The organism is Lentzea sp. NPDC058436, assembly GCF_042721515.1.
In the GTDB taxonomy this organism is placed as follows: Bacteria; Actinomycetota; Actinomycetes; order Mycobacteriales; family Pseudonocardiaceae; genus Lentzea.
The window spans coordinates 216,263-236,398 of record NZ_JBHXLF010000008.1; the positions used below are offsets into that span (position 1 = coordinate 216,263).

The 20,136-nt window shown below is 68.4% G+C and carries 19 protein-coding genes; 12 read left to right on the forward strand and 7 right to left on the reverse strand.

What is annotated here, in order from left to right; genetic code table 11:
* Positions 1 to 22: 22 nt before the first annotated feature.
* Positions 23 to 454: a DUF2550 domain-containing protein gene (locus ACFWN2_RS27610; RefSeq protein ID WP_382432135.1), complete on the forward strand. Its 432-nt coding sequence runs from the start codon at positions 23 to 25 to the stop codon at positions 452 to 454.
* Between the two features lie 577 nt (positions 455 to 1,031).
* Here the strand turns inward: ACFWN2_RS27610 and ACFWN2_RS27615 are convergent.
* On the reverse strand, positions 1,032 to 1,604 hold the full coding sequence (locus tag ACFWN2_RS27615) for a cob(I)yrinic acid a,c-diamide adenosyltransferase (RefSeq protein ID WP_382432137.1): 573 nt from the start codon (positions 1,602 to 1,604) through the stop codon (positions 1,032 to 1,034).
* A gap of 35 nt (positions 1,605 to 1,639) precedes the next feature.
* Between ACFWN2_RS27615 and murA the strand changes: the two genes are divergently transcribed.
* Entirely contained in the window at positions 1,640 to 2,905 is a 1,266-nt protein-coding gene (gene murA / locus ACFWN2_RS27620) for a UDP-N-acetylglucosamine 1-carboxyvinyltransferase (protein WP_089921573.1), read from the forward strand.
* Here murA and ACFWN2_RS27625 read toward each other — a convergent pair.
* The gene (locus ACFWN2_RS27625) at positions 2,895 to 3,182 is read right to left on the reverse strand and encodes a hypothetical protein (protein ID WP_382432139.1); all 288 of its coding nucleotides are present in this window, start codon (positions 3,180 to 3,182) and stop codon (positions 2,895 to 2,897) included. The genes murA and ACFWN2_RS27625 overlap by 11 nt on opposite strands.
* A 103-nt stretch (positions 3,183 to 3,285) precedes the next feature.
* Here ACFWN2_RS27625 and ACFWN2_RS27630 point away from each other — a divergent pair, with 103 nt between their 5' ends.
* The 4 genes from ACFWN2_RS27630 (at position 3,286) to ACFWN2_RS27645 (ending at position 11,317) form a co-directional block, all read left to right on the forward strand.
* Positions 3,286 to 5,280, forward strand: coding sequence for a protein meaA (locus ACFWN2_RS27630; protein WP_382432141.1), 1,995 nt, complete (start codon positions 3,286 to 3,288; stop codon positions 5,278 to 5,280).
* 68 nt (positions 5,281 to 5,348) lie between these two features.
* Entirely contained in the window at positions 5,349 to 5,651 is a 303-nt protein-coding gene (locus tag ACFWN2_RS27635; protein WP_382432143.1) for a trypco2 family protein, read from the forward strand.
* Positions 5,648 to 10,549: a trypsin-like peptidase domain-containing protein gene (locus ACFWN2_RS27640; RefSeq protein ID WP_382432145.1), complete on the forward strand. Its 4,902-nt coding sequence runs from the start codon at positions 5,648 to 5,650 to the stop codon at positions 10,547 to 10,549. The genes ACFWN2_RS27635 and ACFWN2_RS27640 overlap by 4 nt, the downstream gene beginning before the upstream one ends.
* 9 nt (positions 10,550 to 10,558) lie before the next feature.
* Positions 10,559 to 11,317, forward strand: a complete 759-nt coding sequence (locus ACFWN2_RS27645) for an enoyl-CoA hydratase-related protein (RefSeq protein ID WP_382432147.1) — start codon at positions 10,559 to 10,561, stop codon at positions 11,315 to 11,317.
* Here ACFWN2_RS27645 and ACFWN2_RS27650 read toward each other — a convergent pair.
* Positions 11,232 to 12,086 carry a helix-turn-helix transcriptional regulator gene (locus tag ACFWN2_RS27650; protein ID WP_382432149.1) on the reverse strand — a complete coding sequence of 285 codons (855 nt, stop codon included), beginning with the start codon at positions 12,084 to 12,086 and terminating at the stop codon, positions 11,232 to 11,234. The two genes, ACFWN2_RS27645 and ACFWN2_RS27650, sit on opposite strands and share 86 nt — an antisense overlap.
* Positions 12,087 to 12,188: 102 nt before the next feature.
* On the opposite strand from ACFWN2_RS27650, the gene ACFWN2_RS27655 reads away from it, so the two are divergent.
* Positions 12,189 to 12,887, forward strand: coding sequence for an SDR family oxidoreductase (locus tag ACFWN2_RS27655; RefSeq protein ID WP_382432151.1), 699 nt, complete (start codon positions 12,189 to 12,191; stop codon positions 12,885 to 12,887).
* On the opposite strand, the gene ACFWN2_RS27660 is transcribed toward ACFWN2_RS27655, so the two are convergent.
* Together ACFWN2_RS27660 and ACFWN2_RS27665 are read right to left on the reverse strand one after the other, a co-directional pair.
* A complete protein-coding gene (locus tag ACFWN2_RS27660; protein WP_382432153.1) occupies positions 12,884 to 13,291 on the reverse strand; it encodes a hypothetical protein in 408 nt (135 codons plus the stop codon). The two genes, ACFWN2_RS27655 and ACFWN2_RS27660, sit on opposite strands and share 4 nt — an antisense overlap.
* Positions 13,288 to 13,866, reverse strand: coding sequence for a DJ-1/PfpI family protein (locus ACFWN2_RS27665; protein ID WP_382432155.1), 579 nt, complete (start codon positions 13,864 to 13,866; stop codon positions 13,288 to 13,290). The genes ACFWN2_RS27660 and ACFWN2_RS27665 overlap by 4 nt, the downstream gene beginning before the upstream one ends.
* A 106-nt stretch (positions 13,867 to 13,972) precedes the next feature.
* Here ACFWN2_RS27665 and ACFWN2_RS27670 point away from each other — a divergent pair, with 106 nt between their 5' ends.
* Positions 13,973 to 14,890, forward strand: coding sequence for a GlxA family transcriptional regulator (locus ACFWN2_RS27670; RefSeq protein ID WP_382432157.1), 918 nt, complete (start codon positions 13,973 to 13,975; stop codon positions 14,888 to 14,890).
* 11 nt (positions 14,891 to 14,901) lie between these two features.
* Here ACFWN2_RS27670 and ACFWN2_RS27675 read toward each other — a convergent pair whose 3' ends face one another.
* A complete protein-coding gene (locus tag ACFWN2_RS27675; RefSeq protein WP_382432159.1) occupies positions 14,902 to 15,438 on the reverse strand; it encodes an NUDIX domain-containing protein in 537 nt (178 codons plus the stop codon).
* Between the two features lie 54 nt (positions 15,439 to 15,492).
* Here ACFWN2_RS27675 and nucS point away from each other — a divergent pair, with 54 nt between their 5' ends.
* Positions 15,493 to 16,152: an endonuclease NucS gene (gene nucS, locus ACFWN2_RS27680; RefSeq protein ID WP_382432161.1), complete on the forward strand. Its 660-nt coding sequence runs from the start codon at positions 15,493 to 15,495 to the stop codon at positions 16,150 to 16,152.
* A 31-nt stretch (positions 16,153 to 16,183) separates the two neighbouring features.
* On the opposite strand, the gene ACFWN2_RS27685 is transcribed toward nucS, so the two are convergent.
* Positions 16,184 to 16,750 carry a hypothetical protein gene (locus ACFWN2_RS27685; protein ID WP_382432163.1) on the reverse strand — a complete coding sequence of 189 codons (567 nt, stop codon included), beginning with the start codon at positions 16,748 to 16,750 and terminating at the stop codon, positions 16,184 to 16,186.
* A 187-nt stretch (positions 16,751 to 16,937) separates the two neighbouring features.
* Here ACFWN2_RS27685 and ACFWN2_RS27690 point away from each other — a divergent pair, with 187 nt between their 5' ends.
* The 3 genes from ACFWN2_RS27690 (at position 16,938) to ACFWN2_RS27700 (ending at position 20,116) form a co-directional block, all read left to right on the forward strand.
* A complete protein-coding gene (locus tag ACFWN2_RS27690) occupies positions 16,938 to 18,629 on the forward strand; it encodes a sodium:solute symporter family protein (RefSeq protein ID WP_382432165.1) in 1,692 nt (563 codons plus the stop codon).
* An 11-nt stretch (positions 18,630 to 18,640) separates the two neighbouring features.
* Positions 18,641 to 18,877 carry a hypothetical protein gene (locus tag ACFWN2_RS27695; protein WP_382432166.1) on the forward strand — a complete coding sequence of 79 codons (237 nt, stop codon included), beginning with the start codon at positions 18,641 to 18,643 and terminating at the stop codon, positions 18,875 to 18,877.
* 228 nt (positions 18,878 to 19,105) lie between these two features.
* A complete protein-coding gene (locus ACFWN2_RS27700; protein WP_382432168.1) occupies positions 19,106 to 20,116 on the forward strand; it encodes a DUF3558 family protein in 1,011 nt (336 codons plus the stop codon).
* Positions 20,117 to 20,136 lie beyond the last annotated feature (20 nt).

Sequence of the window (20,136 nt, forward strand, 5' to 3'; positions counted from 1 at the left end):
GACCGGGCACGAGGCCGCAGCCGTGGGGATCACCGAGATTGCCGGCCTGATCCTTCTTGGGGTGGCGATCGTCATCACCTACTTCGCCTGGCGCCGGATCCGGCTGCTGCGCGAGGGGGGTGTGCACGTCGCCCTGCGCAGCGTCTTCGACGACCGCGGGCGTGGCTGGCACCTGGGTGTGGGGCACTACCGCGGGGACTCGTTCGCCTGGTTCCGGGTGTTGTCGCTCGGATCAGGGCCGAACCAGCTGATCTCGCGGGACGGGCTGGAGATCGACGCCCGGCGGGAGCCGACCGGGCCCGAGGCCTATGCGATGCCCGTGGGGGCGACGGTGCTGCGGTGCCGGTCCGCTTCCGGTGAGGTCGAGATCGCCATGGGGCCGGACGCGCTCACCGGGTTCTTGTCCTGGCTCGAGTCCGCTCCGCCTGGGCGATCGATTCCCTGGGCTTCTTGAGGTTCTTCGTGAACGACCCCGTCGGGTTTCGGCGGGGTCGTTTTGCGTTCGGCTGGTGCCGGTTTTGGTGGGGGCTGGTGCCGGTTTCGCGGGTTGGTTGCGTTCCAGCGGGGTTGGTCGCGTTTGTGGGGTCGGGTCGCCTTGCGAGGGTGGTTGCGCGGGTCTTGACGAGTTTGTGTGTGCGATTGGGGCTTGACCTTGAGCCTCTGGCGGGGTGCTTGACGGCCGGAAAAGGCCGGGCTGAAAAGCGCCCGGCCGTGCCCGAAGGGGTAGCACCCCGCCCCTCAAGGTCAAGCCCCAATCGCCAATGCAGGTGTGCACCGCTGCCCATCGCCTCATAGTTCGGACGGCTCGCTGCGCATCGCCACGCCAGGCTGCGTGCGTGGTTCGCTTGCGTTGGTGGCTGTCCGGTTGGCACCGCGCGCCGGGCTTGCGTGTGTGGTCGCCTTGTGGGGGCGACTGCGGTTGGCACCGCGTGCCTGGCCTGCCGGTGTGGTCGCCTTGCTCGGGCGACTGCGGTTGGTATCGCGGTGGCTGCGCGCCTACCGGCGAGCCGTTGCCTCCCCGCGCGTCTCCGTCAGGCGTTCTCGCCCGGCTGCCAGAGCACGTCGCCGTCCGGGTTCGCCACCCGCGCCAGGATGAACAGCAGGTCGGACAGCCGGTTCAGGTACTTGGCCGTGAGCACGTTGGTGCGGTCCGGGTCGTCCTCGATCAGCGACCACGCGCGGCGCTCCGCCCGGCGGGCGATGGTGCGGGCCTGGTGCAGGAGGGCCGCTCCCGGGGTGCCGCCGTTCAGGATGAACGAGTCGAGTTTGCCCAGGCGGTCGTTGAACGTGTCGCAGTAGGTCTCCAGGCGGTCCACGTAGGCCTGGGTGACGCGGAGTGGGGGGTACTTGGGGTCGGGGGCGATCGGGGTGCAGAGGTCCGCTCCGACGTCGAAGAGGTCGTTCTGCACCTTGCGCACCACGTCGTGGACGTCTTCGGCCAGGTTGCCCAGGGCCAGGGCCACGCCGAGGGACGCGTTGGTCTCGTCCACGTCGGCGTAGGCCTCGATGCGTGGTGAGGTCTTCGGGACGCGCGAGAAGTCGCCGAGGCCGGTCGTGCCGTCGTCGCCCACGCGGGTGTAGATCTTGGTGAGATGTACCGCCATGGCTGGCACTTTAGGGCCGTACGTAGGATTGCCGCGTGAGCGAGCATTTCCGGGTACACGGTGGCGCAAGGCTGGTCGGCGAAGTTGATGTCGTCGGCGCCAAGAACAGCGTGCTCAAGCTGATGGCCGCTGCCCTCTTGGCGGAGGGCACGACGACCATCACCAACTGCCCGGACATCCTCGACGTGCCGTTGATGGCGGACGCGCTGCGGAGCCTCGGCTGTGAGGTCGAGCTCGAAGGCGACGTGGCGAGGATCACCACGCCCGCCGAGCTGAGCCACCGGGCCGACTCCGAGGCGATGGGCAAGCTCCGGGCGTCCATCTGCGTGCTCGGGCCGCTGGTCGGGCGTTGCAAGCGTGCCGTGGTGGCGTTGCCGGGCGGGGACGCGATCGGGTCGCGGCCGCTCGACATGCACCAGAGCGGGCTGGAGAAGCTCGGCGCGACCACGTGGATCGAGCACGGGTGCATCGTCGCCGAGGCCGAGGGGCTGCACGGCACGCAGATCTGGCTCGACTTCCCGAGCATGGGCGCGACCGAGAACATCCTGATGGCGGCCGTGCTGGCCAACGGCACGACGGTCATCGACAACGCCGCGCGCGAGCCCGAGATCGTCGACCTCTGCCTGATGCTCAACCAGATGGGCGCGAAGGTCGAGGGCGCCGGCACGTCGACCCTCACGGTCCACGGCGTCACCGAGCTCAAGCCGACCGAGCACCGCGTGATCGGTGACCGGATCGTGGGCGCCACCTGGGGTTTCGCCGCCGCGATGACGCGTGGTGACGTGCGGGTGCGCGGCGTGAACCCGCACCACCTCGACCTGGTGCTCGAGAAGCTGCGCATGGCCGGTGCCGAGGTCACGGTCTACGAGGGTGAGGACGAGGGGTTCCGCGTCGTCATGGAAGGGCGGCCCAAGGCCGTCGACTTCGTGACGCTGCCCTACCCCGGCTTCGCCACGGACAACCAGCCGTTCGCGATCGCGCTGTCCACGGTGTCCGAGGGCACGTCGATGATCACCGAGAACCTGTTCGAGTCCCGGTTCCGGTTCATCGACGAGATGATCCGACTGGGCGCCGACGCGCGCACGGACGGGCATCACGCCGTCATCCGCGGCATCGAGAAGCTGTCCAGCGCGCCGGTGTGGGCGTCGGACATCCGCGCTGGTGCGGGGCTCGTGCTCGCCGGTCTGTGCGCGGACGGGGCCACCGAGGTCTACGAGATCTTCCACATCGAGCGCGGCTACCCCGGGTTCGTGGAGAACCTCCGGAAGCTGGGCGCCGACGTGGAGCGCGTCAGCTCTTGAGCACGAGCCGCGCGTTCGGGACGTCCGCCGGGAACACCATCACCTGGTAGGGCGCGTTCCTCGAACGCGTGGCGCGCACGCCGTTGCGCTTGAGCTTCTGCACGAGGACGTTCGCGGCCTCTTCCGTCGGGACGACCGCGACCTCGCTCAGCAACCCGAAGTCCGTGCCGTCCAGATCCGGCACGGGCCGCTTGTCGTTGCCCGCGAAGTACCTGAGCGTCAACGCCAGCAGGCCGAGCACCGCGAACACGACGACCGTCTGGTAAATCCCCGTCACCTCTTCATCATGCTCCCAGCGTTCTCGATTCAGTGAGCAATCGCACGCGCAGCGTTGGTTACCGGCCAGTACGCTCCGGAGAACGACGATGTGGGAGGTTGCTGTGCCGTACCCCGCTGACCGGGAGCGCGACCGCCCCTGGGTGATGCGCACGTACGCGGGCCACTCCTCGGCCGCGGCGTCCAACGCGCTCTACCGCCGGAACCTCTCCAAGGGCCAGACGGGCCTGTCCGTGGCGTTCGACCTGCCGACGCAGACCGGCTACGACCCCGACGACGAGCTCGCGAAGGGCGAGGTCGGCAAGGTCGGCGTGCCGATCAGCCACATCGGCGACATGCGGCAGCTGTTCGACCAGATCCCGCTCGGCGGCGCCAACACGTCGATGACGATCAACGCCACGGCCATGTGGCTGCTCGCGCTCTACGTCACCGTGGCCGAGGAGCAGGGCGCGGACCCGTCGGCGCTCGCCGGCACGACGCAGAACGACATCATCAAGGAGTACCTGTCCCGCGGCACTTACGTGTTCCCGCCGGGACCGTCGCTGCGGCTGATCACCGACATGGTCGCGTGGACCGTCTCCAACGTGCCCAAGTGGAACCCGATCAACATCTGCAGCTACCACCTCCAGGAGGTCGGCGCGACGCCGGCGCAGGAGGTCGCGTACGCGATGTGCACGGCGATCGCGGTCCTCGACTCGGTGCGCGACTCCGGGCAGGTGCCGCAGGAGAAGTTCGGTGACGTCGTCGCCCGCATCTCCTTCTTCGTGAACGCCGGCGTGCGGTTCATCGAGGAGATGTGCAAGATGCGCGCGTTCGCCCAGTTGTGGGACGAGATCACGCGCGAGCGGTACGGCGTCGAGAACCCCAAGCACCGCCGGTTCCGCTACGGCGTGCAGGTCAACTCGCTGGGCCTGACCGAGGCGCAGCCGGAGAACAACGTCCAGCGCATCGTGCTGGAGATGCTCGCGGTCTCGTTGTCCCGCAACGCCCGTGCGCGCGCCATCCAGCTCCCCGCGTGGAACGAGGCCCTCGGCCTGCCGCGCCCGTGGGACCAGCAGTGGGCGTTGCGCATGCAGCAGGTCCTCGCCTACGAGACGGACCTTCTGGAGTACGACGACATCTTCGACGGCTCACCGGTCATCGAGGCGAAGGTGAACGAGATCCTCGCCGGAGCCCGCGAGGAGATCGACCGCGTGCAGGCGATGGGCGGTGCCGTCGCGGCCGTCGAGTCCGGCTACATGAAGTCGAACCTGGTGTCGTCACTGGCCGATCGCCGTCGCCGCGTCGAGGCGGGCGAGGACATCGTCGTCGGCGTCAACAAGTTCGACACGACCGAGCCGTCGCCGCTGCAGGCCGAAGGCGCGAACGCGATCGAGACCATCGACCCGATCGTCGAACTGCACGCCGTCGAGGCGATCCAGCAGTGGCGCGCCACCCGGGACAACGCCGCGGCCGAGGCGTCCCTGGACGCCCTGCGCGAGGCCGCGAAGACCGACCAGAACCTCGTGGAGGTGACGCTGGCGTGTGCGCGCGCCGGCGTGACCACGGGCGAGTGGTCGCAGGCGTTGCGTGAGACGTTCGGCGAATACCGTGCCCCCACAGGCGTTTCCGGCGCGTCGGCGTCCGGCGAGGCGGGCTCGGAGATCGCCCGCGTGCGCGACCGCGTGCGCTCCACCGGCGAGGACCTGGGCGAACGGCTGCGCATGCTGGTCGGCAAGCCGGGCCTCGACGGCCACTCCAACGGCGCCGAGCAGGTCGCCGTGCGCGCCCGCGACGTCGGCTTCGAGGTCGTCTACCAGGGCATCCGTCTGACGCCGTCGCAGATCGTCTCGGCGGCCGTGCAGGAGGACGTGCACGTCGTGGGCCTCTCGATCCTCTCCGGCTCGCACCTGGAGGTCGTGCCCGCGGTGGTCGACGGCCTGCGCGCGGCCGGTGCCGGGGACATCCCGGTGATCGTCGGCGGCATCATCCCGCCGGACGACGCGGCCAAGCTGCGGGAGCGCGGTGTGGCGCGGGTGTTCACGCCCAAGGACTACGAGCTGACCGAGATCATGGACGAGATCGTCACGGTCATTCGAGAGGTGCGCGAGCTCGGGTGACCCGGTAACAAAACACCCGTCGAACCCGACCTCCCCGTAGTTCGTCAGTACACGGGGAGGGGCGTTCGATGGCTGTGGAGCTCGCGGATCTCATCGGCCAGCTGAGGGCCGAACTCACGGAGGCGATGCACGCCGGCGAGAACGAGGACCTGCGTTTCGTGCTCGGCCCCGTCGAGCTCGAGCTGACCGTGGCGGTCACCAAGGAGGCCAAGCCTGGTGCCAAGGTCAAGTTCTGGGTGGTCGAACTGGGTGCCGACGTCAGCATTTCCTCCGCCACCACCCAGACCATCAAGCTGATCCTGGACCCGCGCCGCCGCGGCGAGACCACTTCCCCGGTGATCTCCGGTCGCGAGGTGCAGGGCGAGGAATGACTGCCCAGCACCTCGACAGGCTCCGGGTTGCACAACTGATCGTGACCCGAGCTGGTGAGGGGAGCAGAGGCTCTGGCTACCGGATCCGTTCCGGCGCCGTCCTGACCGCCGCGCACGTGGTGGACGGCGCAGACTCGGTGACTGTGAAGTTCGCCCCTGGCCTGCCGGAGGAGTGGACGGTTCCCGCCACGTCCTGGTGGTCGGACCCGGTCTCGGACATCGCCGTTCTCACGATCGAACCGCGCCATGACGACGTGGTCCCGCCGGTCCGCTTCGGCTCGATCAACGACCGCGCCGCTGTCCTTCCCGTTGTGGCCGTGGGCTTCCCGCTCTGGAAGATGCGCACGGACTCTCGGACGTACCGCGACTCGGCCCACGCCGTCGGCAAGGTCCCGGTCTTCTCGAACTGGCGCGAACGAACCCTCGAAGTAGTGGTGGAGGGTCCCCCAAGAGCCCGCGACGACGAGCGGTCCCCGTGGGAGGGGATGTCCGGCGCGGTCCTGTGGTCCGACGACCACGTGGTCGGCGTGATCGTGAAGCACCACCCCGGCGACGGCCTGGAACGCCTGGCCGCGGCCCGCCTGGACCTGGCACTGGACCAGGTGGATCCGTCTCGCGGCACGACGTTGAGCGAGGTCCTGGAGGCACGTGCGCCGTTCCCCGGCGTCCCGGGCGAGTCACGGCGCGAACGTCTCTCCGGCTCTTACTGGTCGGAAGTCCGGGAGACGGCCCCCGAACACCTCCACGACCGCAAACGGGAGATCGACGAACTCGTCAGGTTCTGCGCGGGCAGCGAGCCTTGCGCGTGGTGGCAAGCAGGCCCGTGGGCCGGCAAGTCGGCGCTGCTGGCGTGGTTCGCACTGCACCCACCTGAGAACGTGGACGTCGTGGCGTTCTTCGTCAAGGCGAGGCGCGTCGGTGACTCGGACAGCAACGCCTTCATCGAGGAGGTGGTGCTACAGCTGACGGAGATGGTCGACGCGTCCTTCGAACCTGTTCGGTCCGTGCACAGGAACATGTTGAACCTGCTCGAAACCGCGGCGAAGGAGCGCCACGAGAGAGGACGCACCCTGCTGCTCGTGGTCGACGGTCTGGACGAGGACACCAGCCGCAAGGACGGACTGGAACGCCCAAGCATCGCCAGCCTGCTCCCACAACGTTCCAAGCTAGGCCTGCGCGTCCTGGTGGCGAGCCGCCCCCACCCTGACCTCCCACCGGACGTGGATGCGGGGCATCCGCTCAGGAGGGTCGAGCCGCGACAGCTGACTCCTTCGCCCTACGCCAGCGACCTGAGGACCGCGGCCTACCAGGAGCTGTACTTCCTGCTCGGCAACGAGGGCGTGCAACGCGAACTGCTCGCTTTGATCACGGCGTCCGGCGGCGGCCTCACGCAACGCGATTTGAGGGAGCTGCTCGGCCAGTCTCGTTACGCGCTGACAGTGCTCCTCGGCAGCATGGTCGGACGCAGCGTCGGTGCCAGCGCTTCCCGAGACCAGGACGAACCCGTCTACACGTTCACCCACGACACCCTGCGCGAGCAGGCAGAGAAGTGGCTCGAGGGCGAAATCGCCGAGCATCGCGCGAAGGTGCACGCGTGGGCCGACAGCTACCGCGACCGGGACTGGCCAGAAGATACGCCTCTCTACCTGTTCCGCGGCTATCCCAGCCTGCTCGCCGCGCGCGGTGACGTGGACCGTTTGGTGGCCTGCGCACTTGACCGCCTGCGGCACGACCGCATGCTGGCCGTGACCGGTGGCGACGGCCTCGCGATGAGCGAGATCGCGTCTGTGGCCGGGCTGTTGGCCCGCGCACCTGAACCCGACCTGGACCGACTGGTGCGCGTTGCCGTAGCGCGATCGCGGCTGAGCGGGCGCAACCTCAACATCCCGGACGCCCTGCCTCCCCTTTGGGCACGACTTGGGCACACCGACCGAGCGGTCGCCCTTGCCGAAAGCTTTTCCGGCGGGCTGAGGACCGAAGCGCTCGTGCGGATCATCGAGGAGTTGCAGGCCAGAGGAGAGCACGACCGGATCGCCGTGCTTGCGGACGACGTGGAGCGCAGTGTCGATCTGACCACCTACAGCTTCGGGCAGCCCTACAGCGTGATGATCCGGTTCGCCAGGATGTTGCTGGAGGGTGCGGAGGACGAACGGGCGCGGCGGGTCATAAGTGGTCTCGAAGCTCTCGTGGAGTTGATCGACGTTCCGTACGAACGTGACAACGTGCTCGGTGATCTCGTGCGACTGGCGTTCGACGAAGGCGAGCACGAGCACGCGCTCGAACTGCTCGCGACCATGTCCGCGGACTACCGGCGCGATGCAGTGGTCGCATCGCTGCCGCTGGCTGGGGAGCACGAACTGGGGCTCCGGTACGCGGAGTGTCTCAAAGAGTCCTACCAGTTCGAAGAGGTGCTGTGGTCGCTGGCGCACGAGGCGAGAAGCGATCCAGAACTCGCGTTGAGGCTCCTTCGTCACGCTGACGACCGGTTCGGATACAGGTACAAGACCAACGACCGGTTGCGGACACTGGCCGTAGATGCGCTGGACGCGGGAGACGACGGCCGGGCGTTGAGGTACGCGCTGGACGCGGACGATCCAGACGACCTGCTTGGTGAGCTCTTCGAACGGCTGGACGGGATCGACCGCAGGGCTCGGATCGCAGAAGCGCTCACCGGGCCCGAGGTGGTGGTGGGCGTGCTGGCCCGGCTGGCATCGGACTGCGTTGGCGCTGGCGAACCCCTGCGGGCGGCCGAGTTCGTGGCGGTGGGCGAGACGCTCGTGAGCCAGATCAAGAGGCCACATGACCAGGCGGTCGCGTTGGTCCGATTGGCGGCGGCCGTGAGCGATCTCGGCGAGCAAGGCCGCGCGGGACAGCTGCACCTCGCCGCGCACGAACGCGTCGACCAGATCAGGACCGCCGTGTCCAAAGCCCGTGCGTTTACGGCGATGGCGGCCGTTGCGGCGGAGTGCGGCGATGCCGCCCGATACACGGAGTCGGCAGACCTGGCAGAGGAGATCCTGATCGGCCTGCCGTGGTCGGCTGGCAGTTACTTCGACGGCATCGTCGACTTGGCCGAAACCGCGGCGCGGGCCGTTGATGATGCTCGTGCACGTCGTCTGGTCGAACGAGCGTCGAGCCTCGTGGAGAGCCACGTCTCCCAGGACATGCGGCTTCGGTACGACGTGCCGCTGATCAACGTCGCGGCCGCGATCGGCGCGCCGCACCTCGTGCCTGCTCTACTCGCGTCCAATCCGAGGTCGGTGTGGATCCGGGCGGTGCTGGAGGCCGCGCTTGCCGCAGACGACGTCGAACGTGCGGATCAGGTCGTTGCCGTCTGGGCACGCCGCGCTGCCACGCTCGACCTGATGGAGCAACTGGTCGTTCTCGTGGAACTGGGCGAGGACGAGGCGGCCCTCGAGGTCTACGCGGGGTCGACCGACAGCACCTACCTGAAGAACAGGTACCTCGTCGTCGCAGCGGAGGCGGTGGCGGCCGAGGGGGATGACGACCGCGCGTTGCGGCTCATCGCGGCGCTCAGCGGGTCATACGACCGAAACAGGACCTGTGGCGAGATCGTCGAGGTCCTGGCCGAATCCGGGCAGTTCGATCGTGCGGCTCTGTACCTGGAGGCAGCCGAGAAGGGCTACCACCGTTCCGGCGTGCTCCGCACGCTCGCGCGCGCGGCAGCCAACAGTGGTGATCACGACCGGGCGCTCGGGTTCCTCGGCCAGGTGCCGAATCCGCAGGTCCGGGCGATCGGCATCGTCGAGCTCGCCCGGACCGTCGCCGAGGCTGGCGACGTGCGGAGAGCGGTCGCGTTGTGCGCCGCGGCCGAGGAATGCGCACGATCGGACGCCGCCACCCGGACCGCGGGTAAGGTCTTCGTTCAGCTGGCGAACGTCCTGGGCTCGGCAGGTGACTACACCAGAGCCGAACAGTTGGCCCGGTCGGACGCGCACGATGTCCCCCAGGAGCAGGCGCTCTCCGGGCTCGCGAGGCGAGTGCTGCGACGAGGAGACGCTGCCAGGGCCCGAGAGCTCGCAGCTGAGGCCGCCAGCGTCAAGCGCGAAGACAGGGCGTACTGGCGCTACATGCCCCTGCTCGACTTGCTCGCGCGCACGGGCGCGGTGGAGGCGGCCGAACAGGTTGTGGACGAGATCGAGAGCGTGCTCGCGGCCAGCTCGGCTGACTACGAGTACAAGCAGTTGTTCGTCGTCTACGTCGAAGCGCTGGCAGTAGTCGGACGGTGTGCGGAGGCCTTCGAGCACATAGGTGAGCTCGACCGCGGGAGGGACCGCTACGCGGCTCTGGCCGCAATCGCCAGGAATGCACCGGAAGGCCCGACTCTGGCCAGGGCACGTGCGGAGATCATGGTCCTGATGGTGAACTACCAGGCTGAACCGGAGCGGTACGAGGGCGGTTATCTGGTCGGTGCGCTGGCCGCGATCGGTGAGTTCGACAGGATGCTTGAGCTGGTGGACACGGTCCAGGAGCCAGGCGTGCTGGCGGACGTGGTTAGAGTGGTGGCGGGGGAGGCCACCGCGCAAAAGCCGGCCCAGGCCTCGGAATGGCTGGCGCGTTGCGAGGCGGCGGCCGCGACCAGCACGGACACCTTCTACCGCGACATGACCCTGAAAGACGTCGCGGTCGCGCGCGATGCGCTCGGCGAGCACGGCGACGCGGTGCGGCTGGTCGGCCTGATCGCCGACAGCGTGCTTCGCGAGAACCTCCTGCGGGACTTCAGGATGAAGGCCGTCGTGGACGGCAGGGAGACCGAGGCAGCGCGTCGTCACGTGGCGGAGGTACTTGCTTCCAAGGGATGGACTGCGGCACTCGAGGCCGTCGGCAAGGTAGACCTGGGTGTGCTTCAGCGGCTCGCGGACGAGGTTTTGGGTTAGCGTCTGGGGATGGTCGATATCGCACGCGAAGGTTCCGTCGTCCGGATCACGATGAACCGCGCGGCCAAGCGCAACGCGCTGTCCGCGGAGCACCTCAGCGAGCTGCTGGACGCGTTCCGCGAGGTGCGGGCGTCGGACGCGGCCGGGATCGTGCTGGCCGCCGAAGGGCCCGTGTTCTCCGCTGGGCACGACTTCGCGGACGTGCACGCACGCGACGAGGAGGGTGTGCGGCTGCTTCTGGAGCTGTGCACCGTGCTGATGAAGACCATCCAGTCCGCGCCGCAGGTGGTGATCGCGCGCGTGCAGGGGCTGGCGACGGCGGCCGGGTGTCAGCTGGTGGCGTCGTGTGATCTTGCCGTGGCGGCGGACACGGCCGGGTTCTCGCTGCCCGGTGGCAAGGCCGGCTGGTTCTGCCACACGCCCGCGGTGCCGGTGGCGCGGTCGATCGGGCGCAAGCGGTTGATGGAGCTCGTGCTGACCGGGGACGTGATCGACGCGGCCACGGCGGTGGAGTGGGGGCTGATCAACCGAGCGGTGCCCGCCGACGAGCTGGACACCGCCACAGACGACCTGCTGGCTCGGGCCACGCGGGGGAGCCGGGCGTCGAAGGCCATCGGCAAGCGGACCGTCTACGCGCAGCTCGACCGGCCCGAGGCGGACGGGTACGAGATCGCGTTGTCCGTCATGGCCGAGACCTCCCAGTCCCCGTCAGCCAAAGAGGGACGGGCGTCGTTCCTGGAGAAGCGGCCTCCCGTGTGGCCCGACTAGTCGCGAGGAGCTTCAGCGCGTCGGCGTTCGGTCCCGGCTCGGCCTGGTAGATCACGAGGAACTGGCCGGGTGCCTCGCGCACGTCGAACGAGTGGTACCTCAGCTTGACCGGACCGACCGCGGGGTGCGCGAACTCCTTGGCGTCCTGGGTCTTCCCGCGCACCTCGTGGTTCTCCCACAGCTCCTCGAACACCGGGTTCCGGCTGAGCTCCGCGACCATCCGCCCCAGCCGGGCCGAGTTCGGGTCGGCCGTCAGCCGCAGGTTCCCGACCGTGCTCTGCGCGACCCAGTTCCACCGCGGGTAGAAGCTCGTGGCGGCCGGGTCGAGGAACGCCATCCTGGCCAGGTTGTCGGCGGGCGTGAACGGTTCGTACAGGGCGTCGGCCAGCGCGTTCGTGGCGAGCACGTCGAGGTAGGAGCTCATCACGAACGCCGGCATGTCGTGCATGCCGCTGATGAGCTGCCGCAGTTCAGGACTGACCTTGTCGGTCGTGTGGCCCTCGTCCGCCACGACGCCGGCGAGGCGGTGCAGGTGCGCGCGGGAGTCGGTGTCGAGCTGCAGCGCGCGGCTGAGGGCGTCGAGGACCTGCGCCGACGGGTTGGTCTCGCGGCCCTGTTCGAGGCGGGCGTAGTAGTCGGCGCTCACCCCCGCGAGCACCGCGACCTCCTCGCGCCGCAGGCCCTTGACCTTGCGCTGGGTGTGACTCGGCAGGCCCGCGTCCTGGGGGTTGACGCGGGCGCGGTGTGCTTTCAGGAACTCGCCGAGCATGGTTTCGAGCGTAGGCGCTGTGGTGGTGCTCTGCCTGGGTGTGCCGCACCTAGGGAGAAGGTGTCCTGGTCCATACCGGGTTGGGCGCCGAGTGTTGTGGCCATGAGCAAAGTCGTTCTGATCAGTGGAGCTTCCAGCGGTATCGGCGAGGCCACGGCCCGCGTTCTGGCCAAGGCGGGGCACAAGGTGTTCCTGGGCGCACGGCGTGAGGACCGGTTGAAGGCGTTGGCGACCGAGATCGGTGCCTCCTACGCGCCGTTGGACGTGACCTCGCGCGAGTCCTTCCAGTCCTTTGTGGATGGCGCGGTCGCCGAGCACGGGCGTGTCGACGTGCTGGTGAACAACGCGGGCGTGATGCCGTTGTCCCTCATGGACTCGTTGAAGGTCGACGAGTGGGACCGCATGGTGGACGTGAACATCAAGGGCGTGCTGAACGGCATCGCCGCCGTGCTGCCTCTCTTCACCCAGGGAGGGCACGTCGTGAACGTCGCCTCGGTCGGCGCGCACCTGGTCACGCCGACGGCCGCAGTGTACTGCGCGACCAAGTACGCGGTGTGGGCGTTGTCCGAAGGGCTGCGGCAGGAGCGCGACGACCTGCGCGTCACCGTGATCTCGCCCGGTGTCACGGAGTCCGAGCTCGCGGACACCATCACCGAGGACCACGCGGCGTCGTTCATGGTGGAGTACCGCAAGAACGCGCTGCCCGCGTCCGCGATCGGTGACGCCATCGCGTACGCGATCTCGCAGCCGGCGGAGGTCGACGTCAACGAGGTCGTGGTGCGGCCGGTGGCGACGCGCTAGGCGCCGGTCGTCGAGCCCGGCCGGAGGATCATCAGCACCGTCACAGTGGCCCACAACAGGTTGAAGATCCCCGTGTACATGGCCAGGTGCTTGATGTCCTTGGTCTTCAACGCCTTCTCCTGGCCGGGCAGGATCCTGAGCGCCAGCAGGAACGCGGCGGCGGTGGTGAGCGCGATCGACACGATCACCCAGGGGTGTCCGGTCACGCCCATCACGCCGGCCGTCGCGAACCCGAAGACCGGCACCGAGATGCCGATGAGCGCGTAGACGCGGCAGATCCGGTGCAGCAGCTCGGGGTTGCCGGCCGTGGTCACCGCCTTCGGGAACATGCTGGCGGCCACCGTCACCGGTCCGATGGCGATGATGGCCGCCAGCACGTGCAGCGAGAGGAAGAGCTTGCTCACGCGGCCCTCCACGCGGTGCCGCGCCGCTCGTGGGCGAACAGCTCCTCGACCTCCAGCGCCTTCGGTGCGCCCGCCAGGCGTTCGAGCAGGTGCAGACCGAGGTCGACGCCGGAGGTGACGCCGGCCGCGGTGACGAGGTCGCCGTCGTCGACGATCCGCGCGCGGATCGCGTTCACGCCCATGGACTCCAGCGCGTGCAGGCCGAGGTGGTTCGTGGTGGCGTTGCGGCCCTTGATCAGACCGGCGATGGCCAGCAGCAGCGAGCCGCCGCACACGGTCGCGATGATCGCGTTCGTGTCCTTGAGCGCGGGTCCGAGCGTGACTGCACCCGCGCTGAGCAGGGCGAAGATCTCGTCCTCTCCGGCGGCGGCCGCGCCGGGCACGACGATCAGGTCGGTGTGCGGATCAAGCTTGGAGGTCGCCTTCAGGGACAGCAGGTTCATGCCCGCCGGGACCTCGCGCGGACCCTCGGCGGTCACCAGTTCGGCCTGGATCCCGCCCGCGGTCAGCGTTTCGTACGGGCCGATCACGTCCAACGGGTCGAAGCCGTCGAACAACACCAGTTGAGCTTTCACTGCGTCTCCTCGAATCGGTGATCAAAACCGTAGGAGGGCCGGATCCCGTCGAGAACTGGCTGGAATGCCATGTTCCAACGGATTCTCGCCAGCTACGGTGGTGGACGTGCACGAGGTGGCAGTGGTAGCGATGGACAGCGTGGTCCCGTTCGACTTCGCGACGCCGGTCGACGCGTTCAACTGGGTCGGGCGTTACCGGGTGCGCGTCTGCGGTCCGAAGAGGACGGTCGACGCGGGCTGTTTCGAGATCAAGGTCCCGCACGGCCTGGAGTTGCTGTCCGAAGTGGACACAATTGTGCTGCCGGGCCACGACCCGCGGATGGTCGTGCCGAGGCCGTTGATCGAGGCGCTGCGCAAGGCCGCGGCGCGCGGTGCCCGGATCGCGTCGATCTGCACGGGCGCGTTCGTGTTCGCGGAGACCGGGTTGCTGGACGGGCTCCGCGTCACCACGCACTGGCTCGGGGCAGAGGAGCTGGCCGAGCGGTTTCCGGCCCTGGAAGTCGATCCGGACGTGCTCTACGTCGACAACGGCCAGTTCCTCACGTCCGCCGGCGCCGCGGCGGGGCTGGACCTGTGCCTGCACATGATCCGGCGCGACCACGGGTCGGCGGTGGCGGCCGACGCGGCGCGCTTCGCCGTGATGCCGCTGGAACGCGAAGGCGGGCAGGCGCAGTTCATCGTGACGCCGCCCGCGGCGCCCCAGGGCGCGGAGCTCGAACCGTTGCTGCTGTGGATGGAGGGCAACGCGGCGCGCGACCTGACGCTGGAGGACCTCGCGCGGCAGGCCGGGATGAGCACGCGCACGCTGAACCGGCGGTTCCGCGAGCAGACCGGGACGACGCCGTTGCAGTGGCTGCACCGGGCGCGCGTCCGCCAGGCGCAGCACCTGCTGGAGACGACGAAGGACCCCGTCGAGCTGATCGCGAGCAGGGTCGGGTTCGGCTCGGCCACGGCGTTCCGCGACAGGTTCAAGCGGATCGCCGGCACCTCACCGCAGAGCTACCGGGCGGCGTTCCAGCGCTAGGGCTGCCGAGACTAGGGCTGCGAGTGTTCGTGCAGCAGCAGGAGCGTGTACGCGGCGATCGACTGGGCGTCGGTGATCTCGCCCTTGGAGATCATCGCCTCGAACTCGGCGCGCGGGAACCACCGCGACCGCATGTCCTGCTCCTCGTGCTCCCGCTCGTGGAAGCCCTCTGTGAGCTGGGTGGCGAGGAACACGCGACCGCGCTGCGACGACATGCCGGGCGCGACGTCGAGCAGCCCGAGCTCGATCATCCGCCCGGCCCGCAGCCCGGTCTCCTCGCGCAACTCGCGGGTGGCGAGCTGCAACGGGTTGGAATCGGCGCGGTCCGGCGCGGTGCCCTGGGGGAACTCCCAGCGGCGCAGGCCGATCGGGTAGCGGAACTGCTCGACGAGCCGCACACGCTCGCCGTCGAGCGGGATGATCAGCGCGAAGTCGGGCTTGTCGACCACGCCGTAGATGCCGCTCGAACCGTCCGCGCGCTGGATCTCGTCCTCGCGAACGGTCATCCACGGGTTTGCGTACACCTGACGGGTGCCGAGGCTTTCCACGCCACGGACCGTACCTAACGACCGGATTCCGGACGCACCCCGTAGCCTGTCGCGGTGCGTCTTGTCATCGCTCGCTGCCAGGTCGACTACGTAGGCCGACTCACCGCCCATCTGCCCATGGCCCAGCGCCTGTTGCTCATCAAGGCCGACGGTTCGGTGTCGATCCACTCGGACGACCGCGCGTACAAGCCGTTGAACTGGATGAGCCCGCCCTGCTGGCTGATCGAGGACCCGGACATCTGGACGGTGCAGAACAAGGCGGGGGAGAAGCTGATCATCACCCTCGAAGAGGTCCTGCAGGACTCCAAGCACGAGCTCGGCCCGGAGCCGGGCCTGCAGAAGGACGGCGTCGAAGCCGACCTGCAGAAGCTCCTCGCCGAACACGTCACCACGCTGGGCGAGGGCTGGTCGCTGGTGCGCCGCGAGTTCCCGACCCCGATCGGCCCGGTCGACCTGATGTGCCGCGACTCCGCCGGCGGCTCGGTTGCCGTGGAGATCAAGCGGCGCGGTGAGATCGACGGCGTCGAGCAGCTGACCAGGTACCTGGAACTGCTGAACCGGGATCCGCTGCTGGCGCCGGTCGCCGGTGTGTTCGCGGCGCAGCAGATCAAGCCGCAGGCCCGCGTGCTGGCGGAGGACCGCGGGATCCGGTGCGTGGTGCTGGACTACGACGCGTTGCGCGGGATCGAGCCGGACGAGTTCCGGCTGTTCTGAGTCGCTTGGTCGAGCGGGGGGCCGTTCGCGATCAGAGCTCCACGCTGAGACGCCACCCGCGACCAAGGCCGTCGCGCAGACTCATGCGGTACGACACCATGCGCATGTAGTCGATGCTGCGGCGCGTGTGGCCGTCCAGTTCCATGAGCCGGTAGATCGACAGAACGCCCCTGCCCGCGTCGACCATCGCCCCGATCTCGTCGCGCACCTCCTGCGGCAGGGCCTCCCACTCCGGCCGGGCCTCGCACGACCTGCAGGTGTCGCCGGCGCGCTCGACGTAGCCGTCGATCGTGCTGCCGCAGCCCGGGCACTCCCACACGGCGGTCCGCGCCGCGCAGTCGTCGCACAGCGGGCCGTACCCGTACCCGTCGCGCAGCCGCGCGACAGAGCCGTGGCACTTGCTGCAGTTCGAGACCACGCCCAGCCGTTCGCTCAGCGCCTCGACGATCTCGTAGCCCTGACGCCGGCTCAGATCGGGGTCGGCGATGCGCAACTTGGTCGAGGCGAAGGTCGAACCCTCGTCGCGAAGGTTGGCGCAGACCTCCTCGTAGCGCTCGCGAGGCAGTGCGTCGAGGTAGGCGGTGGCGTGATCGGTCACCGCGCCAGTGTTGGGCCTGAGGGCACGTTCGCGCACCCGGTTTCCCCGCCTGCTCACTTCAGCGAGCGTCGGTTCAAACCCCGTGGTTTGGTGATCATCAACACCGGGTAAGTCCCGCTGCACCTGGAGTAATGTCCTCTCCTGGTCTTTTCTGTTCGACTTTGTTCGAAGTCTTGGGAGGTGGACGGTGTCGATCTTGGCCGAGGCGGACCTGCGGCTCGACGCGGGACCGATCGACTACGCGTTGCTGCTGGTCTATTTCGTTGTTGTGCTCGGCATCGGCGTGATGGCGCGGCGATCCGTCTCCTCCAGCCTCGACTTCCTGCTGTCCGGGCGGTCGCTGCCGGCGTGGGTCACCGGGCTCGCGTTCATCTCCGCGAACCTCGGCGCGCTCGAGCTCATGGGCATGACGGCCAACGGCGCGCAGTACGGCATGGCGACCGTGCACTACTACTGGATCGGCGCCATCCCCGCGATGGTGTTCCTCGGTCTGGTGATGATGCCGTTCTACTACGGCTCCAAGGTGCGCAGCGTTCCCGAGTTCATGCGCCGCCGGTTCGGCAAACCGGCTCACCTCGTCAACGCCATCAGCTTCGCCGTCGCGCAGATCCTGATCGCGGGCATCAACCTGTTCGCGCTCGCGGTGATCATCGACGCGCTGCTCGGCTGGCCGTTGCCGGTGTCGATCTGCGTCGCGGCGCTCGTGGTGCTCGCGTACACGACGCTCGGTGGCCTGTCCGCCGCCATCTACAACGAGGTGCTGCAGTTCTTCGTCATCGTGGCCGCGCTGGCGCCGTTGACGATCGTCGGCCTGATCAAGGTCGGCGGCTGGCAGGGACTCGTCGAGAAGGTGACGGACCAGGAGCAGCTCAGTGCCTGGCCCGCGACGGAACTCACCGGCATCGACCACCCCGTGTGGAGTGTCATCGGGTTGGTGTTCGGTCTTGGCTTCGTGCTGTCGTTCGGTTACTGGACGACGAACTTCGCCGAGGTGCAGCGCGCGATGAGCGCCAAGTCGATGTCCGCGGCCAAGCGCACGCCGATCATCGGCGCGTACCCGAAGGCGTTGATCCCGGCGATCATCATCATCCCCGGCATCATCGCCGCGGTGATCGTGCCGGAGATGGCGCAGCTCAAGGCCGGTGACACGAGCAGCGGCGTGGTCTACAACAACGTGCTGCCGCTGCTGATGCGCGACCTGCTGCCCAACGGCATCCTCGGCATCGCGATCACGGGTCTGCTGGCCAGCTTCATGGCGGGTGTCGCGGCGAACGTCAGCTCGTTCAACACCGTCTTCACGTACGACCTGTGGCAGGACTACGTCAAGAAGGACCGGCCGGACGAGTACTACCTGCGCGTCGGACGTCTCGCCACGGTCGGCGCGTGCGTTCTCGCGATCGGCACGGCGTTCATCGCGGCGTCGCTCGGCGGGTCCAACATCATGGACTACATCCAGGCGCTGTTCTCGTTCTTCAACGCGCCGCTGTTCGCGACGTTCATCCTCGGCATGTTCTGGAAGCGGATGACGCCGACCGCGGGCTGGGTCGGTCTGCTCGCCGGTACGTTCACGGCGATCTTCATCTACGCGATCTCGGAGCCCTCGTTCGGCATCGAGCTGCTGCAGCTGCCGGGTCAGGGCGCGAGCTTCCTCGGCGCGGGTCTCGCGTTCGTGGTCGACATCGTCGTGAGCTTCGCGGTCAGCCTCGTCACGCGGCCGAAGCCGGACAGCGAGCTCGGCGGGCTGGTCTACAGCCTGACGCCCAAGGAGGACAGGGCGCACGGCACCACCGGTGAGGACGCGGGCTGGTACCGCTCGCCCGCCCTGCTCGGTGGCGGAGTGCTGGCCCTGACCACCGTTCTCTACTTCATCTTCGCCTGAGGGAGGCTGCCATGAGGTTGTTCGACCTGCGACTGATCATCGCTTTCCTCTTCGGCCTGTACGGCGTTGTACTGGTCGTCATCGGGTTCGGTTTCACGACCGACGAGGACCTGAAGAAGGCCGAAGGGGTCAACATCAACCTGTGGGCCGGCATCGCCATGGTGGTGCTGGCGGCGGTGTTCGCCGCGTGGGCGACGCTGCGGCCTCAGTTCGCGGACACGGAAAAAGAGCCGCTCAAGGAGCTATGACTGGGGACGACCAGGGTAAACAGGGTTGAAGGCCTCGATCGTCCACGCGTCGAGCCAGTTGAATGCGCGGCGAATTCGGTTTCGCACGGTTCTCCTTCTCTCGGGGTCTTCACCCTGTACAGCGCGTTGATCTTCTGAATCGTTCCCGTAGCTCTGGGTGACATGGACCACGGTGCAAGGTCGGGGTACCGCCCACGAACGCACGCAAAGGTCGCTACCGTGCACGTCGTGCCTCGTTTTCGTGCCACCGCCGTGGTCGCCGCCGCTGCGATGCTGATGGCCGGCTGCGCCACCGGGCCGGGTCTTGCCAAGACCAACTCGCCGCGCCGCACCGTGCAGGCGGGCGCGGAGGCGACCTCGACCGATCCGTCGACCAAGCCGTCCGCGCAGACGGGCAAGCCGGTCGACCCGTCGTTCGCGGCGGAGCGGCTGCGGCTGATCAACCCGTGCGCGTTGATCGACAAGGACGTGCTGCAGGTGGTCGGCACGCCGTCGAGGTACACGAGCAGCTCGTACACGCGCTGCTCCAACTACATGAAGGACAAGGGCGGCAAGACGCTCAACATCACGGTGGACATCGGCTACTCGCTGACGTCCACCGAGGTGAAGAACGCGACGAAGGAGATCGCGGGCCTGAAGAGCGGCGAGCAGAAGCTGAGCAACAGTTCGTGCTTCATCTCGGCCGTGACGCAGGAGAGCCCCGCACAGGCCGTGCGCATCCAGGTGAGCACCGGTACCGGCGGCACCGAGGCGTGCGAACCGGGACGCACGGTGCTGGAAGGCGCGGTGCGCAAGCTCAGGGGCAACCCGCAGAAGTACAGCCCGCCGAAGGGGTCGCCGGTCGAGGTCGACCCGTGCGCGATCGTCGACAAGGCCACTCTCGCGCCCGTGCTCGGCGCCTCGCCGCGTGCGCTGCCGTTCGGCCTGCACCAGTGCTCGTGGACGGGGCAGAGCGCGCAGATGCAGATCGAGTTCAAGACCGCGCGCATCCCCAAGGACGGCAAGTTCGACACCAAGTCGGTCGAGACCGACATCGGTGGCGGCGTGAAGGGCTACCAGGCGTTCAAGGACGGCTCGTTCCCCACGTGCGAGCTCGTGGTGGTCCGGACGAAGGACCAGGCCGACGCGGGTGAGATCGTGGAGTTCATCGTCGCGGCCTCGAAGGAGAAGGAACTGGACCGTTGCCAGGCGGCGCAGGCGTTCGCCAAGGCGGTTCTTCCCGCCCTGCCCCAACCCTGACGGGCCGGGCGGGGGCTGAA

What these genes read in the sequence shown, in the direction of transcription:
- ACFWN2_RS27655 (WP_382432151.1), top strand. Translation starts at nt 12,189, where the DNA reads ATGAGCAAAGTCGTTCTGATCAGTGGAGCTTCCAGCGGTATCGGCGAG.
- ACFWN2_RS27645 (WP_382432147.1), top strand. Translation starts at nt 10,559, where the DNA reads ATGGTCGATATCGCACGCGAAGGTTCCGTCGTCCGGATCACGATGAAC.
- ACFWN2_RS27615 (WP_382432137.1), bottom strand. Translation starts at nt 1,604, where the DNA reads ATGGCGGTACATCTCACCAAGATCTACACCCGCGTGGGCGACGACGGC.
- ACFWN2_RS27695 (WP_382432166.1), top strand. Translation starts at nt 18,641, where the DNA reads ATGAGGTTGTTCGACCTGCGACTGATCATCGCTTTCCTCTTCGGCCTG.
- ACFWN2_RS27650 (WP_382432149.1), bottom strand. Translation starts at nt 12,086, where the DNA reads ATGCTCGGCGAGTTCCTGAAAGCACACCGCGCCCGCGTCAACCCCCAG.
- ACFWN2_RS27635 (WP_382432143.1), top strand. Translation starts at nt 5,349, where the DNA reads ATGGCTGTGGAGCTCGCGGATCTCATCGGCCAGCTGAGGGCCGAACTC.
- ACFWN2_RS27640 (WP_382432145.1), top strand. Translation starts at nt 5,648, where the DNA reads ATGACTGCCCAGCACCTCGACAGGCTCCGGGTTGCACAACTGATCGTG.